This window comes from Aureimonas sp. AU20 (assembly GCF_001442755.1).
Classification (GTDB): Bacteria; Pseudomonadota; Alphaproteobacteria; order Rhizobiales; family Rhizobiaceae; genus Aureimonas.
This window is the reverse complement of record NZ_CP006367.1, coordinates 2,625,093-2,650,942: the sequence shown is the minus strand read 5'-3', so window position 1 is coordinate 2,650,942 and position 25,850 is coordinate 2,625,093. Positions and strand designations below refer to the sequence as shown.

The 25,850-nt window shown below is 64.7% G+C and carries 20 protein-coding genes and 2 tRNA genes; 13 read left to right on the top strand and 9 right to left on the bottom strand.

The window, feature by feature from the left end:
* Positions 1-108: 108 nt before the first annotated feature.
* Positions 109-1,362 (top strand): threonine ammonia-lyase IlvA, encoded by a 1,254-nt coding sequence (gene ilvA / locus M673_RS11770; protein WP_061976236.1) that lies wholly within the window; start codon positions 109-111, stop codon positions 1,360-1,362.
* Between the two features lie 48 nt (positions 1,363-1,410).
* Here ilvA and M673_RS11765 read toward each other — a convergent pair whose 3' ends face one another.
* The 7 genes from M673_RS11765 to M673_RS11735 form a co-directional block, all read right to left on the bottom strand.
* The gene (locus M673_RS11765) at positions 1,411-2,409 is read right to left on the bottom strand and encodes an alpha/beta hydrolase (protein WP_244510299.1); all 999 of its coding nucleotides are present in this window, start codon (positions 2,407-2,409) and stop codon (positions 1,411-1,413) included.
* A 156-nt stretch (positions 2,410-2,565) separates the two neighbouring features.
* The gene (locus M673_RS11760; RefSeq protein ID WP_061976235.1) at positions 2,566-4,524 is read right to left on the bottom strand and encodes a bifunctional 2',3'-cyclic-nucleotide 2'-phosphodiesterase/3'-nucleotidase; all 1,959 of its coding nucleotides are present in this window, start codon (positions 4,522-4,524) and stop codon (positions 2,566-2,568) included.
* Positions 4,525-4,570: 46 nt separating this feature from the next.
* Positions 4,571-5,092: a GNAT family N-acetyltransferase gene (locus M673_RS11755; protein ID WP_061976234.1), complete on the bottom strand. Its 522-nt coding sequence runs from the start codon at positions 5,090-5,092 to the stop codon at positions 4,571-4,573.
* A gap of 17 nt (positions 5,093-5,109) precedes the next feature.
* Positions 5,110-5,997, bottom strand: a complete 888-nt coding sequence (gene sseA, locus M673_RS11750; RefSeq protein ID WP_061976233.1) for a 3-mercaptopyruvate sulfurtransferase — start codon at positions 5,995-5,997, stop codon at positions 5,110-5,112.
* 81 nt (positions 5,998-6,078) lie between these two features.
* A complete protein-coding gene (locus M673_RS11745; protein WP_061976232.1) occupies positions 6,079-6,813 on the bottom strand; it encodes an alanyl-tRNA editing protein in 735 nt (244 codons plus the stop codon).
* 2 nt (positions 6,814-6,815) lie between these two features.
* Positions 6,816-7,859: a cysteine synthase A gene (locus M673_RS11740; RefSeq protein WP_061976231.1), complete on the bottom strand. Its 1,044-nt coding sequence runs from the start codon at positions 7,857-7,859 to the stop codon at positions 6,816-6,818.
* 269 nt (positions 7,860-8,128) lie between these two features.
* Positions 8,129-8,203: transfer RNA gene (locus M673_RS11735), tRNA-Asn, on the bottom strand.
* Between the two features lie 296 nt (positions 8,204-8,499).
* Here M673_RS11735 and M673_RS11730 point away from each other — a divergent pair.
* The 8 genes from M673_RS11730 to M673_RS11695 all read left to right on the top strand — a co-directional run bounded on the left by M673_RS11730 (position 8,500) and on the right by M673_RS11695 (position 18,458).
* Complete coding sequence (locus tag M673_RS11730; protein ID WP_187301256.1) at positions 8,500-8,847, top strand: hypothetical protein; 348 nt, start codon at positions 8,500-8,502, stop codon at positions 8,845-8,847.
* A 72-nt stretch (positions 8,848-8,919) separates the two neighbouring features.
* Positions 8,920-8,993, top strand: a tRNA-Cys gene (locus M673_RS11725).
* A gap of 125 nt (positions 8,994-9,118) precedes the next feature.
* Entirely contained in the window at positions 9,119-9,769 is a 651-nt protein-coding gene (locus tag M673_RS11720; RefSeq protein WP_061976230.1) for a protein-L-isoaspartate O-methyltransferase family protein, read from the top strand.
* A gap of 384 nt (positions 9,770-10,153) precedes the next feature.
* Positions 10,154-11,551 carry a TolC family outer membrane protein gene (locus M673_RS11715; RefSeq protein WP_061976229.1) on the top strand — a complete coding sequence of 466 codons (1,398 nt, stop codon included), beginning with the start codon at positions 10,154-10,156 and terminating at the stop codon, positions 11,549-11,551.
* A gap of 174 nt (positions 11,552-11,725) precedes the next feature.
* Positions 11,726-12,550 (top strand): PopZ family protein, encoded by an 825-nt coding sequence (locus M673_RS24625; protein WP_187301255.1) that lies wholly within the window; start codon positions 11,726-11,728, stop codon positions 12,548-12,550.
* Positions 12,551-12,711: 161 nt separating this feature from the next.
* Positions 12,712-15,489, top strand: a complete 2,778-nt coding sequence (locus M673_RS11705; RefSeq protein WP_061976227.1) for a valine--tRNA ligase — start codon at positions 12,712-12,714, stop codon at positions 15,487-15,489.
* A gap of 320 nt (positions 15,490-15,809) precedes the next feature.
* A complete protein-coding gene (locus tag M673_RS11700; RefSeq protein ID WP_061976226.1) occupies positions 15,810-17,159 on the top strand; it encodes a hypothetical protein in 1,350 nt (449 codons plus the stop codon).
* Between the two features lie 489 nt (positions 17,160-17,648).
* Positions 17,649-18,458, top strand: coding sequence for a tetratricopeptide repeat protein (locus M673_RS11695; protein ID WP_061976225.1), 810 nt, complete (start codon positions 17,649-17,651; stop codon positions 18,456-18,458).
* A gap of 19 nt (positions 18,459-18,477) precedes the next feature.
* Here the strand turns inward: M673_RS11695 and xth are convergent, their stop codons facing one another.
* Positions 18,478-19,260 carry an exodeoxyribonuclease III gene (gene xth / locus M673_RS11690; protein WP_061976224.1) on the bottom strand — a complete coding sequence of 261 codons (783 nt, stop codon included), beginning with the start codon at positions 19,258-19,260 and terminating at the stop codon, positions 18,478-18,480.
* 59 nt (positions 19,261-19,319) lie between these two features.
* Positions 19,320-19,661, bottom strand: coding sequence for an iron-sulfur cluster insertion protein ErpA (gene erpA, locus M673_RS11685; protein ID WP_061976223.1), 342 nt, complete (start codon positions 19,659-19,661; stop codon positions 19,320-19,322).
* Between the two features lie 136 nt (positions 19,662-19,797).
* On the opposite strand from erpA, the gene M673_RS11680 reads away from it, so the two are divergent.
* From M673_RS11680 to nagZ, 4 genes are all read left to right on the top strand, one after another.
* Positions 19,798-21,012: a deoxyguanosinetriphosphate triphosphohydrolase gene (locus tag M673_RS11680; protein ID WP_061976222.1), complete on the top strand. Its 1,215-nt coding sequence runs from the start codon at positions 19,798-19,800 to the stop codon at positions 21,010-21,012.
* Between the two features lie 79 nt (positions 21,013-21,091).
* On the top strand, positions 21,092-22,843 hold the full coding sequence (gene argS / locus M673_RS11675) for an arginine--tRNA ligase (protein ID WP_061976221.1): 1,752 nt from the start codon (positions 21,092-21,094) through the stop codon (positions 22,841-22,843).
* A gap of 103 nt (positions 22,844-22,946) precedes the next feature.
* Positions 22,947-24,389 (top strand): SPOR domain-containing protein, encoded by a 1,443-nt coding sequence (locus M673_RS11670; protein ID WP_061976220.1) that lies wholly within the window; start codon positions 22,947-22,949, stop codon positions 24,387-24,389.
* Positions 24,390-24,484: 95 nt separating this feature from the next.
* Positions 24,485-25,510: a beta-N-acetylhexosaminidase gene (nagZ, locus tag M673_RS11665; RefSeq protein ID WP_061976219.1), complete on the top strand. Its 1,026-nt coding sequence runs from the start codon at positions 24,485-24,487 to the stop codon at positions 25,508-25,510.
* The last annotated feature ends 340 nt before the right edge of the window (positions 25,511-25,850 follow it).

The window sequence follows — 25,850 nt, the reverse complement described above, 5'->3', positions numbered from 1 at the left end:
GCCCGCCGTCCGGCGGTCCGTCGCAACCGATCCTTTCCGGGCCGTCGGCCCGCTTCTGGCTGGCTCGAGGCACAAGGTCTCGACCGCCTTTCGACCGAAGACAGATCCATGACCCAACCTGATTTTCACGCCCGCGTCGCGCAGGCGGAAGAGGCGCTGCGCTCCCTTTTCGGGGAGACGCCGCTGCAGCTGAACGAGCATCTTTCCAACCGCTACGGCGCGCGCATCTTCCTGAAGCGCGAGGATCTGACCCCCGTCCGCTCCTACAAGATTCGTGGCGCCTTCAACTTCATGCGCAAGCGGCTCGCGCGCGGCGGCCCGGAGGCGCGCTTCACCTGCGCCTCGGCGGGCAACCACGCCCAGGGCTTCGCTTTCGCCTGCCGCCATTTCGGCGTCGAGGGCCGCGTCTTCATGCCGGTGACGACGCCGCAGCAGAAGATCGACAAGACGCGCACCTTCGGCGGCGGCGCGATCGAGATCGAGCTGGTCGGCGACTTCTTCGACGATTGCTATGCGGCGGCGCGCGCCTATGCCGCCTCCAGTGGCGCCGAGATGGTGCCGCCCTTCGACCATGCCGACATCGTCGAAGGCCAGGCGACCGTGGCACTGGAAACGCTGCGTCAGCTCGGCGACGAGGCGATCGACATGCTCGTCCTGCCGGTCGGCGGCGGCGGTCTCGCCTCGGGCATGGCGCTCTATTTCGACGGTCAGCGCAAGCCAGCCTTCCGCCTTGCCGAGCCCATGGGCGCGCCGAGCCTGCGCACCAGCCTGCAGGAGCGGCGCCGCGTGCGCCTGCCGCAGATGGACGGGTTCGTGGATGGCGCGGCGGTAGCCGAGATCGGCGCTCTGCCCTTCGAAATCCTCAGCCGCTTCGCGCCCGAGCAGGTCGTGCTCTCGCCCGAAGGGCGCCTGTGCAACACGATGCTGGAAATGCTGAATGTCGAGGGTATCGTCGTGGAGCCGGCTGGCGCTCTGGCGATCGATGCGCTGCGCACGCTCGGGCCCGAGTTGAAAGGCAAGACGGCGGTGCTGGTCGTGTCGGGCGGCAATTTCGACTTCGAACGCCTGCCGGACGTGAAGGAGCGGGCGCTGCGCTTCGAGGGGCGCAAGAAATACTTCATCCTGCGCTTGGCGCAGCGGCCGGGCGCCCTGCGGGACTTTCTGGCTCTGCTCGGCCCGGACGACGATATCGCCCGCTTCGAGTATCTGAAGAAGAGCACGCGGGAGTTCGGCTCGATCCTTCTCGGCATCGAAACGCGCGAGCCCGGCAATTTCGACATCCTGCTGAGGCGCTTCGCGGACGAAGGTATCCGTTACCAGGACATAACCGAAAACCAGATCATGTCCGATCTCCTGATCTGATCCGACGCACGAAAAAGGGCGGCGAAACCAATCGCCGCCCTTCTTGTATCAAGGCTTGGAGCCGGGCAGCGCGGTGATCCAATCCGCGATCTGCCCCGCCAGCCGCTCCGTCGTGTTGGGAGAGACGATCTCGCCCGCCAGGATGTGATGCTGCGGGTCGGCGCTGTCGGAGACCGTAATCTCCTGATGCGGTGCGCCCCAGTGCGCCGCCACCTCGGCCGTGCGCTGCGGATCAACCAGCGAGTCGTTCGGCGCAGTGACGAACAGGGCGGGCACATTGATGGCGGAGACATCCAGTCCGCCGACGATCTCCACGAGGCGCGCCATGGGGAGGAGCGCAAGCGTGGGGTAGCTCACCGTCCAGTTCGCGCCGAAGGCCTCGTTCATCGGCGTGTAACGATAGGTCTCGTCCTCGATCAGCGGCAGCAGCTTGCGCGCGAAGGGCAGCCGCAGGGCGAAGCTGCGCCAATCCTGCAGTCGATAGTTGGGAGATAGGAGAACGAGGCCGGCCATGTCCTCCGACAAGTCCGGGCGGCTTGCGGCCAGCGTCGCCAGCGTCGCGCCGGTGGACGAGCCGATCACCACGACCTTTTCGCCGAGCCGCCGGCCGATCGCCATGGCCTCGGCCATGTCGTCTATCCAGTCTCCGACGCTTGCCTCGCCCATGGCCGTGCCGTCGCGTCCGTGGCCGGCGAGGCGGGTGTAGAAGAGATTGGCGCCGAGCCGCTTGGCGATCTCGTCGGCCAGCGGTCGCGCCTCGCCCTTCGCTGCCGAGAAGCCGTGGACATAGACCAATGCCAGGGGCGTCTTGGCGTGCGACAGCGGATAGGCCCAGACGATCTCCTTTTGCGCATTGGGGCGCAGATTGGGAATGTCGGCCTCGGTACGCGCGAGATAGGCCGCAGGGTCGCTGCCGATCGCGGCAGCATTGAAGCTCGGCTCCAGCCGCGCCGGCTCTCTCTCGCCGAAGACCCAGAGACCGGCAAGGATCACGAGGAGGGGGATCAGGACAAACAAGGCGCGGCGCAAGTGGAGCAAGTCGGGCATCCTGTGGAGCGCCCCGCCGGGCGGCGAGACGGGACGTCGGGGCAGTCGGATCGCCGCCCCGGTGACCCGCGCGGCTCTTCAACAAGCCTCTAGAAGACCCGCGCGGTCTTTTGAAGTCGTCACGACGCTTGGCAGATCATCGCGCGGGGCAGAGGTTCAGAGCGACAGGCGATAGCGCGCATAGCCCTCGTCCGTTCGTCCCGCCTCCTCGAGCTTCAACTCGGACACGTCTTTCAGATGAGCGGCCGAGGCGGGGCCGGTGCTGAACAGGACGGAGGTGCCGGGCGAGGCCTCGAAGCGCCAGTTCCGATCGGCCTTGGGGTCGATCACCTTCTGCTCCACGATATAGCGGATCAGCACATCGCGATTGGCGTCCGGCGCGACGAAGACGATCTTGTCCGGCCCGATGCCGGGGAACTTGCCGCCGCCGCCGGCGCGGTAGTTGTTGGTAACCACGACGAAGGACGCCTTGGGGTCGACCGGTTTTCGGTCGAACGCGAGATCGACGATGCGCGAGATGTCGCGATTGACCAACGCGCCGTCCTTGTCGAAGCGCGGCGGCTTGGTCACGTCGATACGATAGGTCACACCGTCGATCACGTCGAAATTGTAAGACGGGAAGCCGTCGGCGATCAGTTCCTGGTCCGCCCTGCCGGGTTCGATCTGGCGGAAGATGCCGGCCGACATGTCCAGCCAGTCCTTCACCTCGGCGCCCGTGATGCGCACCGCCTGGACGGTGTTGGGATAGAGATAGAGATCGGCGACGTTTCGAATCGCAATCGGCCCCGCCGGAATGTCGGTGTAGTAGTCCGGCCCCGAGCGCCCGCCGGATTTGAAGGGCGCGGCGGCCGAGAGCAGCGGGAGGTCCTTGAACTCGGTCTGTGCCAGGATTTCCTTCATGTACCAGAGCTGCGCCTGGTTCACGATCTGCACGGACGGATCGTCCGCCACGAGAGCGAAGAAGGAATGCAGAGGCGCCCGGGTTTCGCCGACGGGGCGGCGGACATAGTTCAGCGTCGCCTCGTGCTCGCTTTGGGCGGCGGCCAGCACTTCGGGCTTGGATTCCACCAGCGCCTTGGGCTTGCGATCGACGCGCTCGTAGATCGGGCGCAGCTCCGATGTCGCCGAGACGACGCGCCAGCCTTCGCCCGAGCGTTCCAGAAGAAGGTCGATCAAGCCGAGATCGGAACCCCAGAAGCCGGCCATGACGGCGGGTTTGCCGGCGAGCGTGCCCTTCTGCCAGTCCGCGCCTTCGATCGACTTGAAGTCCTCGCCGGGGAAACGAAGATGCTGATGGCCGCAGAACAGCGCGTCGATCCCCTCGACGGAGGCAAGCTGCAGCGCGGCGTTCTCCAGCCCCGTATCCTCGGCCGAGCCGGCCGCGATGCCGGAATGGCAAAGCGCGAGCACGAGATCGACCTTTTCCGCGCGGAGCTTGGGGACAAGCTCGCGCGCCGCTTCCACGATGCCTCGCGTCGTCGCGCGGCCCTTGAAGTTTTGCGCGTCCCACACCGTGATCTGTGGCGGCACGAAGCCGATCACGCCGATGCGGATCGGGTGGCGCGTGCCGTCGCCGAGCTCGATCTGCCGATCCAGCACGATATAGGGCGGCACGAGCGGCGCGCCGGCGCTCGTCTGGACATTGGCGCTGACGACGGGGAAGTTGGCTTTCGTCAGCGTCGCTTCGAGGAAGTCGAGCCCGTAGTTGAACTCGTGATTGCCGAGCGTCCCCGCGTCGTAGCGCAGTGTGTTCATGGCTGCGACCACCGGATGCGTATCGCCAGCCTTCATGCCGCGCTCGAAGGCGATGTAGTCGCCCATCGGGTTGCCCTGAAGGAAGTCGCCATTGTCGAAAAGAAGTGCGTTCTTCGCCTCCGCGCGGATGCGATCCACGATCGCCGCGGTGCGCGCGAGTCCGACCGTCGGCGTCTCCTTGTCGGCGTAATAGTCGTAGGGGAAGACGTTGACGTGAAGATCCGTGGTTTCCATCAGGCGCAGATGCGCCTGACTTGCCTCGGCCTTCGCGCTCCAGGGATGAAGCACGACGCCGGCGGCGAGGGCGCCGCTGGCCGCGAGAAAATGCCGCCGGTTCAGCTGGGAGCCATCGGTCGCCATCGGATCTCCTTGTCTGGATGGGCGCGCCTCGCGCCGCCCTTTCCCGTCAGTCTTCGTAGGCCGGCGTCGAGACCTCGCGGGTCGACACCGGGCGGAACCCCATCTTGCGGTAGAGCGGTAGCGCGGCCGGGTGGTCCAGTGTGTTGGTCTCCACCGTCAGGGCGCTCGGCTGGTCCTCGAAGCCGGCGACGATCGCCTGCGACAGGAGGTGACGCGCGAGGCCCTGGCCCCGGAACTCCGGCATGATGGCGAAATGCACCAGCCGCGTGTCGCGCGGAGCGCGGCCCACATCCAGTTCGAACCATCCGGCCGGAACGCCGTCGCAATACAGGATGCGCAGACGTACGTTGGGCGCGTGAATTTCGCGTGACAGGCTGGCGTCGCCAAGCCGGCGCGAGGTCCAGTGATAGGGCTTGCCCACGGCCTCGTAGAGGTAGCGGTAATAGGCGAGCGGGATCTGCCGAACCTTCAGGAGAACGTATTCCCGGCCGTTCTGGGGAGCGGGCACGGGGCCGTCGGGCAGCTGGTGCAGGACGAGCTGCGTGACTGTGGTGGTGAGAAGGCGCATGATTCGGCGTCAGTCTTTCATCGGGCAGGGCCGGTTTCGACCGGCGTGTCGTCGCGGGAGCCCCATTCGGTCCAGGACCCGTCGTAAAGCCGTACAGTCGTATGGGGGAGCGAAGCGAGCGCGAAATTGATTGCAGCCGCAGTCACACCCGATCCGCAGGACGTGACGACCGGCCGAGCGGGGTCGATTCCCGCTTCGCTGAAGATCGCGCGAAGGCTCGCTTCGTCCTTCAGCCGGCCGTTTTCGGCGAGCGTGCCGATCGGTACGGAGCGGGCACCCGGCATATGGCCCCCGCGCACGCCCTCACGCGGCTCTGGCGCCTCGGCGCGAAAGCGCTCGCCCGATCGCGCGTCGGCAATCTGATGCGCGCCTTCGGCAACGATTCCCTTCATCTCTTCGAGGAACACGACGGAGTAGGGATCTAGCTTGCCGTTGAAGTGAGCGGCGGCCTTGTCGGGCATTACGGTTTCTAGCGGGAAGCCCGCCTGAACCCAAGCGGGGAGGCCGCCATCGAGAAGGCGCACGTCCTTCGCGCCGAAGGTGCGGAACATCCACCAGACTCGTGGCGCGGAAAAGAAGCCCATCCCGTCATAGACGACGATCGTGTCCGTCTCGCGAATTCCGAGCGCGCTGACGGCCTCCGAGAAGAACGCTTCGCTCGGCAGCGTATGGGGAAGGGATGACGCCTTGTCGGCGATCGCGTCCTGATCGAAGAAAACGGCGCCGGGCAGGTGGCCGGCCTCGAATTCGGGTCGGGCGAAGCGCTTCTGAGCCGGCAGATACCAGGAGGCGTCCACCACCGAGAGTCCCTCGCGGCCGATATGGCCCTGCAGATCCTCGGCGCTGATCAGAAAGGGATTGTCGCTCACCGGGAACCTCGCTCCGCGTTCGGGTGGCTGCACCATAAAGAGCGTCGTGCCCCGGCGAAAGGGCGAAGCGTCAAGCCATCGATCGGCCGAAGCCAGGGGCGTGGGCTGCCGAATGCGTCAGCTCGCCGCTGGTCCGAAGCGAAGGCGGAAGCGGCGGTTCGTCTTACCCTTCTTCTCGATCTTGGAGATGTGAATCTCGCCGATCTCCTGCGTTTCCGAGACATGCGTGCCGCCGCAGGGCTGCGAGTCGATCTCGCCGTTCGCGCCGATCGCCACCAGCCGCACCCGGCCGGCGCCGCGCGGCGGGCGAACATTGGCCGACTTCACCAACGATGGGTTGGCGTCGAGCTCCTCGTCCGTGATCCAGCGAATGGAAACGGGATGGTTGGCCTCCACCAGGGCCATGAGCCGCACTGTAACCTCCGCCTTGTCCGTCTCGGCTTCGGGCAGGTCGAAGTCGATTCGCCCTTCCTCCTCGCCCACGGCGGCGCCGGTCACGGGATAGGGGCAGACCACGGTGAGGAGATGCAGCGCCGTGTGCATGCGCATCAACTGATAGCGCCGCCCCCAGTCGACATGCAGAACGACCATCTCACCGGGCTCCGGCAAGGTGACCCCTTCGCCGACCACGAGCGCTATGGCGGATCGGTCTTCCGTATAGCGCGTGTCCAGAACGGGGACCTGTGTTCCGTCCGGTCGCTCGATGAAGCCTTGGTCGCCCGGCTGGCCGCCGCCGGCGGGAAAGAAGTTCGAGCGATCGAAGACGAGCGCCCTCTCGCTTTCGATCCGAACGAGACGCGCCTCCATGGTCGAAAGATAGCTGTCCTCAGAATAGACCGCCTCAGTCTCCATGTTCACGCATCCACTGAGACGAATGGGATGTCGAAGGCCGGCTGCGCCTCGAGCCAGTCGGGCGTCGGCAGGTTCTTGGAGCGCAGGAACTCGGGATTGAAAAGCTTGGACTGATAGCGATTGCCGTAGTCGCAAAGGATGGTCACGATCGTATGGCCCGGCCCCAGCTCGCGCGCCATACGGATGGCGCCGGCGATGTTGATGCCGGACGAGCCGCCTAGGCAGAGCCCTTCCTGGCCCACCAGATCGAACAGGATCGGAAGCGCCTCCTCGTCAGGGATTTGATAGGCGAAATCGGGCTCGAACCCTTCGAGATTGGCGGTGATGCGGCCTTGGCCGATCCCTTCCGTGATCGAATTGCCTTCGGAGCGGAACTCGCCCGTCTTGTAGAAACTGTAGAGCGCGGCACCCAACGGATCGGCGATGCCGATCTTGATATGGCTGGAATGGCGCTTCAGACCCATCGCGGTGCCGGCTAGCGTGCCGCCCGTGCCGACCGCGCAGACGAACCCGTCCACCTGGCCGCCGGTCTGGTGCCAGATCTCCTCGGCGGTGGTCACGACATGGCCGTCGCGATTGGCGGTGTTGTCGAACTGGTTGGCCCAGATCGCGCCTTGCGGATGCGTGCGCGCCAGCTGCTCGGCGAGGCGCCCGGAGAGCTTCACGTAATTGTTGGGGTTCTTGTAAGGGACGGCCGGGACCTCGATCAGCTCGGCTCCCATCAGGCGCAGCGCGTCCTTCTTCTCCTGCGCCTGCGTGTCGGGGATGACGATCACCGTCTTGTAGCCGAGCGCGTCGGCCACAAGCGAAAGACCAATGCCCGTGTTGCCGGCCGTGCCTTCGACGATGACGCCGCCCGGCTGCAGGAGACCCCGCGCCTCGGCATCGCGGATGATGAAGAGCCCTGCGCGGTCCTTGACCGACTGGCCGGGATTGAGGAACTCCGCCTTGCCGTAGATCTCGCAGCCCGTGATCTCGCTGGCTTTGGCGAGACGGATCAACGGCGTGTTGCCGATGGCGTCGATCACGGAGTTGAGTCTGGACATGGCGGCTCCGAATCGTGGGAAGGGATGCGGTGGACCCTAGGGGGGCGATCCCGGAGCGGCAAGAACAGGCATTTCAGCCGTGCATTGCCATCCGATCGCCTTTTTCTCGCGAAGACGAGCAGATAGGAATTGCGTTCCGATTGGGGAGGGGCAGGCAAGCCGCGCAACGCGGGAGCATCATCGGGGCGGCGCGAAGCCGCGATCGACAGATGAAGTAAGGTGAGTTCTTCAGCCAGCATCAATCCAACGAAAAGGCGGATGGCTTGACTTGGCTCCCCGGGCCGGATTCGAACCAGCGACCGATCGATTAACAGTCGATTGCTCTACCACTGAGCTACCGGGGAAAGGCTCGCATCGTCTGCGAACGAGGAGCCCTATAACGTGACTTGTTCCGATTTGAAAAGGGGGCACTTGGGGAAGCTGCCGAGATTTTTGCGGGAGGCCACCATTCCGGCACGCTCCGCGACTACGCCTCGTCACATGGCTTAGACGAGCGAACGGCTGGGCAAGGCGACAAAAGGTTGGAAAGCTGGCGTTTCTCACAGGCTTTCGTTCGAACCGACGCTCTGCGCTGGGTAAGGGACCGGATCGTCCCTATTTCCTAATTGGCACGACCCTTAATCGGAGTCTGAAAAGGCGAATGAACGAGTATCAGCCGCCCAAGCGGGGCCTGTTTCGACTGCGCGGACACTCGGTCGAGATGTTCGGTCGAACCTTGCGACTGCCGGCGAACCGTCTGGCGCGCATGGCGCTGGGCATCGCCTTTCTGATTGGAGGTGTCTTCAGTTTTCTCCCCATCCTCGGCCTTTGGATGCTGCCGCTCGGGCTGATCATCCTGTCGATCGACCTTGCCTTCGTGCGCCGCTGGCGCCGCCGCACCGAGGTGAAGTGGGGGCGTCGCCAGCGTCTGAAGTTCGCCAATAATCCGCAAGCCGCCGGGCGGCCCTGGTATCGCTGGGTCCGGCTGCCGAACTTCGGCCGGAGGTAGCGGCTTCATGACGATTGTGACGGTGCGGGGCTTGCGCTGGCCGATCCGCGCGGCTAGGTAGCCGCTCGTTGGGGCCTCGTGGCGGAGTGGTTACGCAGAGGACTGCAAATCCTTGCACGGGGGTTCGATTCCCTCCGAGGCCTCCATCCAACCAGCCCCTTACATCGTTGCTTCAGCCTGCCGCCTCGCGAGGGCTGACCCACGGGTTTTGCTTGCCAGTGTCCGGGCGGACGCCTATGGGTGGCGCAAAATCACCAATCCGGGAACTGCCATGGATTTCGCGGCCGCTCGCACCAAGATGGTCGACAACCAGATCCGCACGACGGACGTCACGTCGCACGAGATTCTTCGTGCGTTCCTGACCGTTCCGCGCGAGTTGTTCGTGCCTGACGAGCGGCGGACGCTGGCTTATATCGACGAGGATATCCCCCTCGGCAACGGCCGCTATCTCATGGAGCCTTCGCCGCTGGCCAAGCTCATCCAGCTGGCCGCCATCCAGCCGCAGGACGTCGTTCTCGATGTAGGCTGTGGCACTGGCTATTCCTCCGTCATCCTCGCTCATCTCGCCGGCTCGGTTGTGGCTCTGGAATCGGACGAGGCCCTGGCATCGCGCGCGACCGACCTGATCGGCCAGCTCGGCGGCCTGTCCTGCGCCGTCGCCAAGGGGCCTTTGAACAGGGGCTACGCCGCCGACGCTCCCTATGACGTCATCGTCTTCCAGGGTGCGGTCGAGGAGGTGCCACCAGTCTTCTTCGACCAGCTGCGCGATCGCGGCCGGTTGGTGGTCGTGGAAGGGCATGGCCTTTCAGCTCTCGCCAAGCTCTACACGAAGGAAGACGGAATCGTCTCCAACCGCTTCGCCTTCAATTGCGGCGTGAAGCCTCTGCCAAGCTTCGAGCGCGAGAAGGCCTTCGTCTTCTGACGATCGGCTGCGTGCCGAACAAGCCTTGCCTGTGGATAAGATGGGTTGGTTGAGGCGGCCCTTCCGCCTGAACGTCAGGTTGGGCCTAAGCGGTCGTTGCACAACGCATAATCGGCGTTTCGCTGCGGCCGCTGCAGCAGAGATGCTTGGCCTTGGCGTCTCTCTCTTACGTGCGGAAAGTGTTTTCGCTTCGCCACACTGACCTTCAAAAGAAGCTTGCCCCTGGCTGGCGCACTGGCGTTCATCGGTTTGTAGGTTCATTCGGATACCAGATTAGGCCAAGGTTCGGGCTAGGCCTCTCGTTGTTATATGCGGTCCTGATGCCGGTCAGGGCCACGGCCCGGGTTTCGGAGTGAGCCATTGCGCAAGAAGTCTTGGGTTCTGATGTCCCTGTCGGCGGTGCTTCTGCTCGGCAGCGCAAGCCTCGCCGATGCAGAATCGCTTCGGGGCGCCATGGCGAAAGCCTACGCCAACAACCACGATCTGAACGTCGCGCGGGCGCAGCTTCGTGCGACCGACGAGAACGTGCCGATCGCCAAGGGCGGTCTGCGGCCGACCGTGTCCGCCGTCGGTCAGGCGCAGAGCGCCCGCTCGCGGACGACGCTGGGCGACAATCTGCGCACCACCAATTCGCGCACCGGCGCTCTGGCCGGAGCGATCGAGATCAACCAGACGATCTTCGACGGCTTTCAGACCCCCAACAACGTGAACGCCGCCGAAGCGCAGGTCCGCGCCTCGCAGAAGAACCTGGACAACACCGTCCAGAACACGCTTCTGAATACGATCACCGTCTATATGAATGTGCGTCGCGACCGAGAGATCGCAGCCTTCCGTCGCCAGAGCCTCGCCTTCCTGAACGAGCAGGTGCGCGCCGCGCGGGCCCGCTTCGACGTGGGTGAGGGAACGCGGACGGACGTCGCGCAGGCGCAATCGCAGCAGGCGCTTGCCACGGCGCTGTTGAACACCGCCTTGGCGCAGGTCGCCAGCAGCGAGTCGCAATATCTCGACGTGGTGGGCGATCCGCCGGGCGAGCTCGATTCGGGGACGCTGCCCCCTCGCTCGCTGCTGCCGGCCAATATCTCGCAGGCGATCACCGTCTCGCAGAACGAGCATCCCGCCATCTTGGCGACGCAGTTCGCGGTGGATGCCGCTTCGTTCCAGGTCAAGTCGACCGAAGGTCAGCGCCTGCCGAATCTTTCGGTCAACGGCACGGTCGAGAACACCTATTCGCTGAGCGACACCGATCCCAACAGCTCCAGCCTGCCGGGCGTCGACGTGCTGACGCAGAACCAGGTGTCGGCTTCGGTTTCGGCGCGCCTGACGGTTCCGATCTACCAGGGCGGCATCGTCTCGGCCCGCGTGCGGCAGGCCAAGGAAGTGCTGGGCCAGCGCCGCATTGAGGTCGACGGCACGCGCGATCAGGTTCGCTCGGCGGTTGCCACGGCCTGGGCGCAGAAGCAGGCCGCCGAAGCCAACGTCACGGGCTACCGCGCGCAAGTTTCCGCTGCGCAGCTGGCGCTGAACGGCGTCATTGAGGAGCGCAATGTCGGTCAGCGCACGACGCTCGACGTGTTGAACGCGCAGTCCGACGTCATCACGGCGCAGATCCTGCTCGCCGGCGCGCAGCGTGATGTGGTGGTCGCGAACTACACGCTGGCCTCGGCGATCGGCCATCTGTCGCCGCAGCGCCTGGGGCTGACGGTCGCGGCCTACGAGCCCGAAGAGCACTACCAGGCCGTCAAGGACAAGTGGTACGGCCTTCGCACGCCGGACGGTCGCTAAGCCCGCGTTCATCACCATTCGTTAAAAAAGCGTTGCAAAGCGCCGTTGAATGCCGGGAAAGGCTTCAACGGCGCTTTCTTTGTCTCTACCTATGATGCATCGAGGTCGCGTCAGGCCGCGAGTCGAGATCGGGTGCGGAGCATGAGCAAGGCGAACGTCGCGCAAGAGCCGTCGATGGACGAAATTTTGGCGTCCATCCGTCGGATTATCGAGACGGGAGAAGATCGAGGCGCCGCCGGGGGATTCCGCGACGGCGCGACACGGGACGCAAGTCTCGATGCCATCCGAAAGGAGGCGGAGGACGCGGAAGCGTCTGACGGATCGAGCCTGTCCTATTTCCAGCGGCCGGTCGCCGAGCCGATCGCGAGCGAGGTTCCATCCTACGGAACGGTCGCGCCGACGGCGTCTTTCCAGGAGCACGGCGGCGAAAACCGGGGCGGCGGGTTCGGGGTGGACGAGGACCACCTCACCGTTCAACTGGAAACCGAACTGGCCGCCACGTGGGGCGAGTTCGAGCAGACCCATCATGCCACCGCCGCATTGAACGGATACGAGGATGGCGCGCATGTGGCCTCGGTCACGCAGGCCGTCACCGGCAGCGTAGGCGAGCCCATCGGCTCCGATGAACATGTGCAGACGGACAGCAGGGAAGAAACGACGATGAGCGAAACCGCCCGGCATCAGGCTCCCACGGACCGCACCAGTTTCGAGCCCGCCAACACGGATCGCCGTGGCCTGGAGGAGCAGGGCGCTTACGGCACCTATGCGACGGCGGGCGTCGATCCGCTTCTGTCGCAGTCGTCCGGTCAGATGGTGGCGGCCTCGTTCGACGAACTGGCGCAGGCGATCCGCAATGGCGAGCTGAAGTCGCTTGAAGCCATGGCGCAGGAAATGCTGAAGCCCATGCTGGCCGAATGGCTGGACGATAACCTGCCGCGCATGGTCGAGCGTCTCGTACGCGAGGAAATCGAGCGCCTGTCGCGCGGTGGTCGCCGCTGAACGGACGAAAGCCTGTTTGCAGCAATCCGAAAGGAGCGGCCCAGCCGCTCCTTTTTCGTTTGAGCAGGCCACCGACGCCGCTCACGGCAGGGCGGGTGCGTTGACACCCGCGAAACTCTGCCTGTAACCGAAAATCCTCCTTTGGAATGGTTGGATAGTCCATGATCGAGAAGACCTACGACGCGGCCGCCGTCGAACCCCGCATCGCGGAGCGTTGGGAAAGCGCCGATGCGTTCGCGGCCGGTGCCGCCGCCAAGCCCGGTGCCGAGCCTTTCTCGATCGTGATCCCGCCGCCGAACGTGACGGGCTCGCTCCATATCGGCCATGCGCTCAACAACACGCTGCAGGACATCTTGGTTCGCACCGAGCGCATGCGCGGCAAGAACGTTCTTTGGCAGCCCGGGCTCGACCATGCTGGCATCGCCACGCAGATGGTGGTTGAGCGCCAACTGGCCGAACGGCAGGAGCCGAGCCGCCGCGCCATGGGCCGCGAAGCCTTCGTCGATCGGGTCTGGCAGTGGAAGGGAGAATCGGGTGGCACGATCCTTCAGCAGCTGCGTCGCCTTGGCGCGTCCTGCGACTGGTCGCGCGAGCGCTTCACCATGGACGAGGGCCTGTCTCGTGCCGTCCGCAAGGTCTTCGTACAGCTCTACCGCGAAGGCCTGATCTATCGCGACAAGCGCCTGGTCAACTGGGACCCCAAGCTTCTGACAGCAATCTCGGATCTCGAGGTCGAGCAGCAGGAGGTGAAGGGCAACCTCTGGCACTTCCGCTATCCCGTCGAAGGTCGCAACTACGACCCGGAAAACCCGGAAACCTTCATCACCGTCGCGACCACGCGGCCGGAGACCATGCTGGGCGACACCGGCGTCGCCGTGAATCCGGGCGACGAACGCTATGCCGCTCTGGTCGGCAAGATGGTTCGCCTGCCGCTGATCGGCCGTCTGATCTCGGTGGTCGCGGACGACTACGCCGACCCGGAGGCGGGCTCGGGTGCCGTTAAGATCACCCCGGCGCACGACTTCAACGATTTCGAGGTCGGCAAGCGCAACGATCTGCGGCGCATCAACATCATGGCGGTCGATGGCACGATCGCGCTTCGCGACAATGCCGACTTCCTCGAAGGACTCTATGCCGACGATGGCGAGCGGGCGATCGGCCTGTTCGAGGGACTTGACCGCTTCGCGGCGCGCAAGCTCCTGGTCGAGTGGATGGAGTCGGAAGGCTACCTCGCCAAGATCGAGGACCACACGCACATGGTCCCGCATGGCGACCGCAGCGGCGTGCCGATCGAGCCGTTCCTCACTGACCAGTGGTATGTCGACGCGGCGACGCTGGCCAAGCCCGCGATCGACAGCGTGCGCGAGGGCCGGACGAAGTTCGTGCCGCGCAATTGGGAAAACACCTATTTCGACTGGATGGAAAACATTCAGCCCTGGTGCATCTCGCGCCAGCTCTGGTGGGGCCATCGCATTCCCGCCTGGTATGGGCCGGATGGCACGATCTTCGTGGATGAGGACGAGGAGACGGCGATCGCCGGCGCGCTCGCCCATTACGTTACGAACGGCACGATCACCGACGCCGAGGCGCGCACGCTCGCTGAGAGCCAGGACCGGCTCGACGCCTTCCTGACGCGCGACGAGGACGTGCTCGACACCTGGTTCTCGTCCGCGCTCTGGCCGTTCTCGACGCTGGGGTGGCCGGACCAGACACCGGAACTGAAGACCTACTACCCCACCAGTGTGCTCGTCACCGGCTTCGACATTATCTTCTTCTGGGTCGCCCGGATGATGATGATGGGCCTCCATTTCATGGAGCAGGAGCCGTTCCACACGGTCTATGTCCATGCGCTGGTGCGAGACAAGTCCGGCGCCAAGATGTCGAAGTCCAAAGGCAACGTCATCGACCCCATCGACATCGTGAACGAGTACGGCGCCGACGCGCTGCGCTTCACGCTGGCGATCATGGCGGCGCAGGGTCGCGACGTGAAGCTCGATCCGCAGCGGATCGCGGGCTACCGCAATTTCGGCACCAAGATCTGGAACGCCACGCGCTTCGCCGAGATGAACGGCGCTCGGCATGGCGAGAGCGTGACGGGCGAGACGCTGACGCTCGCTGTCAACCGCTGGGTCATGACGGAGCTGTCCAACGTCATCGCCGAAGTGGACGGGGCCTTGGCCGCCCTTCGCTTCAACGATGCCGCTGCGGCGCTCTATCGCTTCGCCTGGAATATCGTCTGTGACTGGTATCTCGAACTCGCCAAGCCGATCTTCCTGGGCGAAGATGAGGCGGCCAAGGACGAGACGCGACGGGTGACGGGTTTCGTGCTGGATCAGCTCTACACGCTTCTGCATCCCTATATGCCCTTCCTGACGGAAGAGCTTTGGGAGGTGACGGCCCCTGAGGGACAGGCGCGCGCGACGCTTCTCTGCCACGCGCCCTGGCCGACTACGGCGTTCCGCGACGAAGCGGCCGCCAGCGACTTGAACTGGCTGGTCGATCTCGTCAGCGAAATCCGCTCGGTTCGCGCCGAGATGAACGTGCCGCCTTCGGCGGAGGCCGCCTTGGTTGCCGTCGCTCCACACGCTTTGGTTCGTGACCGTCTGGTGCGTCACGAGGCGGCGCTGCGGCGCCTGGCGCGCCTCTCGGGCCTTGCCACGGCGGAGACGGCGCCCGCTCAATCGGCACAGCTCGTCCTCTCCAACGTCACCTACGCCCTGCCGCTTGCGGGAATGATCGACTTTGCCGCCGAGCGCGCTCGCCTTGAAAAGGCCGAGGGCAAGCTGCGCGGCGAGGTGGAGCGAATCGACAAGAAGCTGTCGAACGAGAAGTTCGTCGCCAACGCGCCGGAGGAGCTGGTGGAGCAGGAGCGCGAGAAGCGGCAGACCTTCGTAGCGGAGGCCGAAAAGCTGCGAGCGGCCTTGGCGATGCTGCAGTGAAGGATTTTCTTCGGCGCTGCACTCTGTGACTTGACAGCAACGATCACCAACTCTTCCGTTAACGGAAGAGTTGGTGATTTACCTGCGGAGCGACCACGTATTGATTCTTTCTCGAATATCGATCGGGGAAAATCCAACACTCAAAACGCCTTGCTGGTGTCCCTTGATGTAAAATCTACACCTTTAAGACGTGGGCTCGTTGAGATGCCTTAGGGTTTCTCCCCGGATTTGCCCGTTTCAAGTCCGCGACACTTGTGACAGGTTTCCAGCAAGCCGGAGCGCGTAAGACTTCGGCTATGAGGGTTGGACTGGGGGAAACCATGACATTCGCGCGCCATTTGGTGATCGCCTCTACGGCGTTGCTATCGACCTTGACGCTGGCGCAGGCCGGCGGCTTCCAGCGCGGCACGGCCGACACGGATGTTCTCTACGAGCCAGGCACGATCACCAACCGTTTCAGCTTCACCTACGTTTCGCCGCAGCGCGACTTCGAGACGGTGAACGGCGTTCGCGGCAACTACGACACCTATACCGGCAACTATCAGATCCCCAGCGCGGCGATTAAGTTCGGCAACGACACCGCCGCCTGCGCAGGCAATTTCACCGAGTCCTTCGCGGCCGAAGGCGACTATAGCTCGCTGCCGGGTGGCGCGCAGCCGGCACAGTTCCCCGGCGGGTCGCGGGTGCGCGATCTCGAATTCAAGTCCAACGAGATCAGCGGAACCTGCCGCATCAGCTACTCGCAGGACGGCATGCGCTTTAGCCTGTTGGGCGGGCTTTTCGCCGAGGATTTCAACTTCGACGGCACGAGCCTCGCCACGCGCAATATCGGCGCGACCCTGCCGGCTTCGCTGCGGGCGACGCTGGGCGGCCTCGGCGCCAGCCTGCTCCTTCCCATCGGCGTCACGGCCGACACGGAAGGCAGCTACAAGACGGGCTATCGCATCGGCGCGGCCTTCGAGATTCCCGACATCGCCCTGCGCGCGCAGGTTCTCTACCGGTCGGAAGTCAAGCATGACGACGTTACCGGCGAGGGCTCGATCGCCGCGACCGGCGACGCCTTTGTCCGGCTTGCGGACGGACGCCAGCTCTCGATCCCGACAGCGGCGGCGTTCCTGGCGCAGCGTGGCATCAACGTGCCGTCCTCGCTTCTCGCCAGCCTGCCGACCAACGGCACGGTGCTCGCCAGTGGCCTTCCGGCCTTCCAGAACACGGCCACAAGCCCGCAGAGCCTTTATGTGAACTTCCAGACCGGCATCGCGGAGGGCACCCTGCTGCTGGGTTCCTTCCGTTGGACGGACTGGAGCACGAACAAGGCGGTCATCACCACGGTTGCGGGCAATTCTTCCATCAGCCCCTACAATTGGGACGATGGCTACACCGTGACGCTCGGCATCGGGCGCGCCTTCAACAAGCAGATTTCCGGCAGCGTTTCGGTCGGCTACGACAGCGGCGTCTCGCGCGGCTCGGAAACCACCTATACCGACCTCTACACCCTGTCGGGCGGTCTCTCCCTGAAGAACACGGACTGGGCGGAAATCCGCGTCGGCGGCCTGATCGGCTACTGGACGAGCGGCAGCCAGAACGTTTCGCAGGGCGCTCTGTTCAACGCGACGGTGGGTGACGACTGGGTCTATGCGGCGAGTGCTTCGCTCAAGCTGACCTTCTGATCGTTCGATCTTTCCGGCTTATGAAAAGGGCGCCTGCTGGTCGGGCGCCCTTTTCGTTTGGCAATGGACCCGCGCGGTTCCGAAGCTGGGAATGTGGGCGCTCTGCAACAGTATTGCGGCTTTGCATCGGATAGTGTTGCGGGGTCAGGCGATGCCCCGTTACCGCCATAAAACAAAGGCATCGCTCGACAAGCATAAAGGCTGGAAAGACTCGTCGCTTCCCAAGAATGCGATGAGTCGTTGAGGTGTCATGACGTCCGACATTACGCTCGTCAGCAGGGTCGCATCGTTGACTGCGAGACACCTGTGGTCTTCCGCCGCTGCGGAAGGCGCGGTCGTCGCAGGTTCAGCTCGGATCGGCCACCCACCTAAGTATCGAAACTCTTTCGACTCGCTCGTCTTCAGACTTTCTTCGAACGCGCAAGCGATCCTGTTTTCTCAGGCTGGCGAGACCACTCGCCGGTTCGGTCGGATCTGAGAATTCGGTTGATGCGCGCAGCCCGTCTTTTTCTGTTTGTCTTGCCTTTCGCGGTCGGCTTCGGCGAACAGGCGCTGGCGCTCGACCCGTCCTCGGTCGCCTCAAGCGCGCATGCCAAGTCGCCGCGCGAGTTCTTCTCCATGGGCTTTGCGGCCTACAAGCGTGGGGAAAAGGCCGAGGCGCTGGAAGCTCTGCAGCAGGCCGCCGATCTCGGCCACGCCGGAGCCCGTTGGAAGCTCGGCCAGATGTATGCCGAGGGCGATGGCGTCAAGGAGGACGACTTCGAAGCCTTCAAGATGTTCGAGGAGATCGTCCGCGATCAGGAGGACGACACGGCGACATCGCCGAATGCCGCCTATGTCGCCAGTGCCGTGGTCGCGCTCGCCGAGTATATGCGCAACGGCATTCCGGGCACGCCCATTGCGGCCGACCCGACGCAGGCCCGTCAGCTCTATGCCCATGCCGCGACCTATTTCGGCGATGCGCAGGCGCAGTTCGAATTGGGGCGCATGCTGCTGGCGGGCGAGGGTGGCCGGCCCAATCCGCCGCAGGCGGCGCGCTGGCTCCAGCTGGCGGCCAAGAAGGGCTACGCCAAGGCCGAGGCGCTGCTGGGCTATCTCCTGTTCGACGGCGAGACGATTTCGCTGAGGGCCGAGCCTGCGCGTGGCCTCGCCATGTTGACGCGCGCGCTGAAGGCCGCGCCGGACAAGGATAAGGAATGGATTCGCCCGCTGCAGGAAGAGGCTTTCTCCCTGTCGAGCGAATCGGAACGCCGCATGGCCATCGCGTCCGCCGAGAAGATCGGCGCGGACGCACCCTGAGCGATACTCGGGCTGACTCTCAGATCTTGAGATCGACCAGAACCGGCACGTGGTCGGACGGCTTCTCCCAGGCGCGAACATGCTTGTCGATCCGCACGGCGGCGAGTCGAGAGGCGAGGTCGGACGACAGAAGAATATGGTCGATTCGGATGCCGTTGTTCTTCGGCCAGGCGCCGGCCTGATAGTCCCAGAACGTATAGGTCTGCGCCGCGTCCGTCGTGGCTCGCACGGCGTCGGTGAGGCCGAGATTCAGGAGGCGGCGATAGGCCGCTCGGCTTTCCGGCTGATAGAGCGCATCACCGAGCCAGTCGGCCGCGTTCTTGGCGTCCTCGGGCTGGGGGATGACGTTGTAGTCGCCGGCCAGAACGAAAGGCACTTCCTGCGCCAGCCATCGCCGGGCGATCGTCTCCAGGCGTGCCATCCATCGCAGCTTGTAGCTGAACTTCTCGGTGCCGAGCGGATTGCCGTTGGGTAGGTAGAGCGAGGCGACGCGCAAGGGGCCGGCTGCCGTCTCCCAAAGGCCATGGATGAAGCGCGACTGGTCGTCCATCTCGTCGCCGGGCAGGCCGCGATCGATCGCCATGGCGGGCTGGCGCGACAGAAGCGCGACGCCGTTGAAGCCCTTCTGGCCATGGGTCTCGACATGCCAGCCGGCACTTTCCAACTCGGCTTTGGGAAAGCCTTCGTCGACGCTCTTGATCTCCTGCAGGCAGACGATGTCCGCTCCTGATTCGTCCAGCCAGCTCTTGAGGGCTTCGATGCGCGCCTTGACGCCGTTGATGTTCCAGGTCGCGACGAGCATGGCGGGTCCTCCGGGCATGGCTGAAGAGCGCTTCGGCATGCCCGGCAGGACGGGGCGTGTCAAATCGAGAAGGACGTTCCGCAGCCGCAGGAGGCGGTGGCGTTCGGATTGCGGATCTGGAAGGACTGGCCCATCAGATCGTCCACGAAATCCACCACCGAGCCGTCGAGATAGGCCAGAGACGTCTGATCGATGAGAACACGCGCGCCGTTCTTTTCGATTACGATATCGTCGCTTTCGGCCTCGTGCGTCAGGTCGAACTTGTAGGAAAAGCCCGAGCAGCCGCCGCCTTCCACCGAGATGCGCAGCGCGTTCTCGCTCGGGGTCTTCTGGAGGATGGACAGGATGCGCCGGGCCGCGGCGTCGGAAACGGTCACCGTCGTGTCGAGCGACTGGCTCATGGGGATTTCGGGCGGCGGAGCGCGCCGTCCCGACCTCTGCTTGTTGCTGTTCGTGTCCTAACGTATGGATGCGCCCCTAGCGGGTCAACGCCGCCCAGACGGGGCGGTATGGCTTATGCCGCTCGGAAAGCATGGGATGTCGGACCCAATCTTCGCCAGCATCGGCCTCGGCCGCTCCACCCTGGCGTCCTTTGCCAGCGATCCCGCTCAGTCGCGCGGGCGCCTGTTTCCCGAGCCTGGCAGCCCGACGCGGACGCCTTTCCAGCGCGACCGCGACCGGATCGTCCATTCCACTGCCTTTCGCAGGCTCAAGCACAAGACGCAGGTCTTCGTCGCCTACGAGGGAGACCACTTCCGCACCCGCCTGACCCACACGATCGAAGTGTCGCAGATCGCCCGCGCCTTCGCGCGCGCCCTGCGGCTGGACGAGGACCTGACGGAGGCGATCGCGCTCGTCCATGATTTCGGCCACACGCCCTTCGGGCATGCCGGCGAGCGGGCGCTGCATCGCTGCATGGCGCCCTATGGCGGGTTCGACCACAACGCGCAGTCGCTCCGTATCGTGACCGCGCTGGAACGCCGCTATGCGGAGTTCGACGGGCTGAATCTCAGCTTCGAGACGCTGGAAGGGCTGGTGAAGCACAACGGGCCGATGCTCGGTCCCTATGCGACTTGGCATGAGGAGGTGCCGCGCCCGATCCTCGAATTCGACGCGCGCTACCCGCTGGATTTGGAGCGCTTCGCGACTCTGGAAGCGCAGGCCGCCGCGATCTCCGACGACATTGCCTACAACACGCATGATCTCGACGATGGCTTGCGGGCCGGATTGATCGAACTCGACGATCTGGCGGAACTGGAACTCGCCGGCACGATCCTGAGTGAAGTGCGTGCGAAGTATCCCGGCCTCGACGAGGCGCGAACCGTCCACGAGATCATGCGCCGGCATATCACGCGAATGGTGGAGGATGTCATCGCCTCGACCTTGCGCCGGTTGCGGGAGGACGGGATCGAGACGGCCGAGGACGTGCGCAATGCCAAGCGCACGCTGCTCTGCTTCTCGCCGGAAATGGAAGAACTTGCCGCCCGGACGAAGCGGTTTCTCTTCGCGCGCGTCTATCGAAGCGAGGGTGTGTCCCGCGTCATGACGCGGGCCGAGGGTGTGGTGGAGGACTTGTTTCGACGCTACGTCGCGGAGCCATCGCAGATGCACGGCGCCTGGAGCCTGGAGGTGGCGGCGCTGGACGAAGCGCGTCTGGCCCGCCGCGTCTCGGACTATCTGTCCGGGATGACCGACAGCTACGCCGTGTCGGAACACCGTCGCTTGTTTGACGATACGCCTGAATTGCGATAGGCGCGCCGCTTCACTCTCCTGTTCTCGCGAACGGGGGACGGCCTTTTTCTGCGCCGATTTCTCCAGTCTGGACTCGATCATGAACATCTTCACCGACTTCGAGCAACGCGTTCGCAAAGCCGTGGAAGCCGTTCTGCGCGCGCGCGAAATCGACGGAGCGGACCTTTCGCGCATCGCCGTCGAGCCGCCACGCGACGCGAGCCATGGCGATCTGGCGACCAATGCCGCCATGGTGCTGGCGAAACCCTTGGGCCTGAAGCCCCGCGAGCTCGCCGACGAGATCGGTGCCCAACTGGAGCAGGACCCTGACATCGCCTCGGTGGAGATCGCCGGCCCCGGCTTCATCAACCTGCGTCTTCATTCGGTTTTCTGGACAAAGCATCTCCACGGCCTGCTCGGGCTCGGGCTCGCCTACGGGCGCGGCGCGCCGACCGGGCGGCGGGTGAATGTCGAATATGTCTCCGCCAACCCGACCGGACCGCTGCATGTCGGTCATTGCCGGGGCGCCGTCGTGGGCGATGCGATCGCCAATCTCATGGGTTTTGCCGGCCACGAGATCACCAAGGAATATTATATAAACGACGCGGGCGAGCAGGTGAACGTGCTCGCCCGCTCGGTCTTCCTACGCTACCGCGAAGCACTGGGAGAGACGATCGGGGAGATCCCGGCAGGGCTCTATCCCGGCGACTATCTGAAGACGGTCGGCTCGGCGCTCGCTATTCGCTACGGCCGCGAGCTCTTGGATCAAGACGAGGCACAGTGGCTCCCGGTGGTGAAGGCCTATGCCATCAGCGCCATGATGATGAGCATCCGCGACGACCTGAAGGCGCTCGCCATCACGCAGGATGTCTTCTTCTCCGAGAAGACGCTGCACGAAGGCGAGCCGAGTCGTATCACGGCGACGGTCGAGGCGTTGCGCGACAAGGGCTTCGTCTATCAGGGCACGCTGCCGCCGCCCAAGGGCCAGCTGCCCGAGGATTGGGAAGATCGCGAGCAGACCTTGCTGCGCTCGACCGAAGTCGGCGACGACGTCGATCGTCCGCTGGTGAAGTCGGACGGCAGCTACACCTATTTCGCCGCCGACGTCGCCTATTTCGCCGACAAGTTCGCCCGTGGCTTCGACGAGATGGTTTACGTGTTGGGCGCCGACCATGGCGGCTACGTGAAGCGGCTGGAGGCGGTGGCCAAGGCGGTGTCCGGCGGCAAGGCCGAGGTCGATGTCGTTCTCTGCCAGCTGGTGAAGCTCTTCCGCAACGGCGAGCCGGTGAAGATGTCCAAGCGCGCCGGGGAGTTCGTGACCCTGGCTGACGTGGTGGATGAGGTCGGTCGAGACGCCGTCCGCTTTATGATGCTGTTTCGCAAAAGCGACGCGCCGCTCGACTTCGACTTTCAGAAAGTCACCGAACAGTCGAAGGACAATCCGGTTTTCTACGTTCAGTACGCGCACGCCCGAGCACGCTCGATCGTCCGCCAGGCCGAGGCCGAGGGCATCGACGTGTCCGCCCTGGACAAGGTAGACGAGGCGGCGCTTGCGCAACTGACCGACGAAGGGGAGCTCGCGCTCGTTCGCAAGCTGGCCGAATATCCCCGCCTCATTCAGAGCGCGGCGCAGGCCAAGGAGCCGCATCGGCTCGCCTTCTATCTCTATGATCTCGCCTCCGCTTTCCACGGCCAGTACAATCGTGGAAAGGACCAGCCCGAGTTACGGTTCGTTAAGCCTAACGATGTGACAATGACCGCAGCCCGATTGGGACTGGTTCAAGCCGTCGCCTTCGTCATCGCCTCGGGTCTGGGTCTTGTCGGCGTGTCGGCCCCGGACGAAATGCGCTGACGTTCCACGCTTTGAACAAGTTCGACCCATAGGGCGGAGAAACGTTCAGAAAAATACGGATCGTCGTCGAACTGGGCGGCGATCCCGGCGTGGGGTCGGCGCGATGAAGGACTACAGGGACGCAAACTTCTCCGCGACCGATCGCGATCCGTTTGCCGATCTCGTTCGGGCGGTGGAAGGCTCCTCGGTGCGCCCCGGTGCGCCGGGCGTGCGGCAGGATTGGGATCAGTCGGCGGGCTACGAGCCCGTCGCGAGCCCCGGCGGCCGTGGCCCTTCAATGCCGCAGGGCCGGGCAGGTCGTCCCGTCAATGCGGAAACGCAGGAAGCCCTGCGCAATCTCAGCCAGCCTGCGCGTCCGCGCGACCGGTATCCCACCGAAACGCAGTCCTTCGCGCCGGCTCGCCAGCCCGAGCCCGAGCCCTACGCGCCGGTTCGCCAGACCATTCCCGATGTGCGCCAGACCCTGACGCTCGACGACTTCGACGATCTGATCGCGAGCGAGTGGGCTGCCATGCAGCCTGCGCCGCAGGGCTACGACGAAGACGAATATGCCCAGGGCTACGAGGATGGCGACGGCCATCACTATGACGACGAGTACCGCCCTGCGGCGCGGCGCGGCTCCAAGCTGCGCAAAGCGGTTTTCGTCATGGGTGGTCTGGCTGCCAGTGTCGTGGTCGCCGTGGCCGGCACGATGGTTTACACCGGTGGCGGCTCGCTCTCGCAGAGCATTGAAGGGCCGATCCTGATCAAGGCGGATGCAGAGCCCTACAAGACCGCGCCGGCCGATCCTGGCGGCCGTTCGATCCCGAACCAGAACAAGGCCGTCTACGAGCATGTCGCGGCGGGCAACGCGAAGGTGACCGCGCCGACGCAGCGCTCGCTGGTGACGGCGATGGAAGAGCCTATGGACATCGCGGAGAACGAGGGCGCGTCCTCCGATCTCCCCGGTGTCATGGTCGGCGACGATGTGTCGCTTCCCAGCGAATCCGATGCCGAAGCCGAGATGCCACCTGCGCCGGGCAGTCAGGTTGCTTCTGCCGAGGGCACGCTGCAGCCGCGCAAGGTTCGCACCTTGACGGTGCGCCCGGACGGCTCGCTCGCACCGGCCGAGGAACCGACGATCGCCGGCCAGCCCGCGCTTCTGCCGAGCTCTTCGCCCGCCGTCGGCCATGCCGCGCCTGCTGCGCCCGCCGCGTCGGCCCAATCTACGATGCCATTCAGCGCCAAGGTCGCGACGGAGGCTGCTCCGGCCGAGGCCGATCCGGTGCAGGTCGCGTCGGTGCAGCCGGCGGCGGCTGGCGAAGAGGCGTTCTTCGTTCAGATCTCGTCTCAGCCGAGCCAGGCCCTGGCGGAGGAGTCGATGGCGAACATGAAGCGCAAGTTCTCCAGCGTGATCGGCAATCGCGGTTTGAACATCAAGTCGGCGGAGATCGCGGGCAAGGGTACGTTCTATCGCGTCCGCGTCGCGGCCGGTTCCAAGAACGAGGCGGCGAGCCTGTGCGACAGCCTGAAATCGGCCGGCGGAAGCTGCTTCGTGACGCGCTGATCGCCGTTACCGGGCTGACGATTGAGACGAATCGCTCTTCCTATCGGCGTCGGCCGTTCGAACCGCCGGCGCCGTCTTCTGACACGGGACCCCTGATGACCGGAACGAAAGCCTGGATCGCGGGATGCAGCGGCCTGCGCCTGACGGATGACGAGCGTGCCTTCTTTCAAGACGAGCGGCCTTGGGGTTTCATTCTGTTCGGTCGCAACATCGGCGAGGCCGCGCAGGTCTGGGATCTCGTGGCCGAACTCAAAAGCCTCGGCGGCTCCTCGCGGCGCCCGGTTCTAATCGATCAGGAAGGCGGGCGGGTTCAGCGTCTGCGCCCGCCGCTTTCGCCGCGTTTCCCGCCATCGGCGTCAATCGGTCAGGTCTTCGCTGCCGATCCCGTGAAGGGGCGGCGGGCGGCTTGGCTTCAAGGCCGTCTTCTCGCCCATGATTTGCTGGTGGGATACGGGATCGACGTCGATTGTCTCCCTTGCCTCGATGTGCCCCAGCCCGGCGCCCATTCCGTGATCGGCGACCGCGCTTATGCCGAAGACCCGGCGCTGGTCGCTGAACTCGGTGGCCTTGCGGCGGAGGGGCTGATGGCCGGTGCCGTTCTGCCGGTGATGAAGCATATTCCCGGTCATGGGCGAGGCGAGGCGGATAGCCATCTCGAACTGCCGCAGGTTTCGGCGGAACGGGCAGCGCTGGAGGGCTTCGACTTCCGCCCCTTCAAGAGCTTGGCCGACCTGCCGGCCGCGATGACCGCGCATCTCCTTTTCGAATCGCTGGATCCCGTCCGCCCGGCCACGCTTTCGCCGGTCGTGATCGGAGAGATCATTCGTAAGGCGATCGGCTTCGACGGTTTGCTGATGAGCGACGACATGTCGATGAAGGCGCTTCAAGGCGACATGGGCGAACTCGCCGGCCGAGCCATCGCCGCCGGCTGCGACTTGGCGCTCCACTGCAACGGCGATATGGCCGAGATGCAACTCGTGGCGGCCAATGTCCCGGAACTTGCCGGCCGCTCTCTGGCGAGAGCGGAGCGGGCCTTGCAGATCACTCGCCAGCAACCCGAGCCGATCGACGAGCCGGCCCTGCGCGAGGAATTCCACTCGCTGTTCTCCGCCTCCACCTGAGCGCGATTTGACCGACTGGCTTTCCCATCGTCTAGCCGAGATCGGCCCCATCCATCGGTATCCGACTGACGCGATCGCTTGGCAATGCGCCTGTCGCAGACTCGCCACGATCGAATGGCAAGGATTGGCGAATTGCGGTTCGTCCATGCGGCGTTGTCTGTGAATTGTTCGAGTTCGATCGTGCCTTGACTGACACCCGCCAGCTTGGCGGATGGGCCAGACGGCGTGTTATCTACCGATCCGGGCTCTGCTTCGTTCTGACGAACTCGCGAACCATGTGCACGATGTCGTCGTAGCCGTTGAACCGGCTGGGACTTTCGTGTTTGAAAGAGCCGAAGGT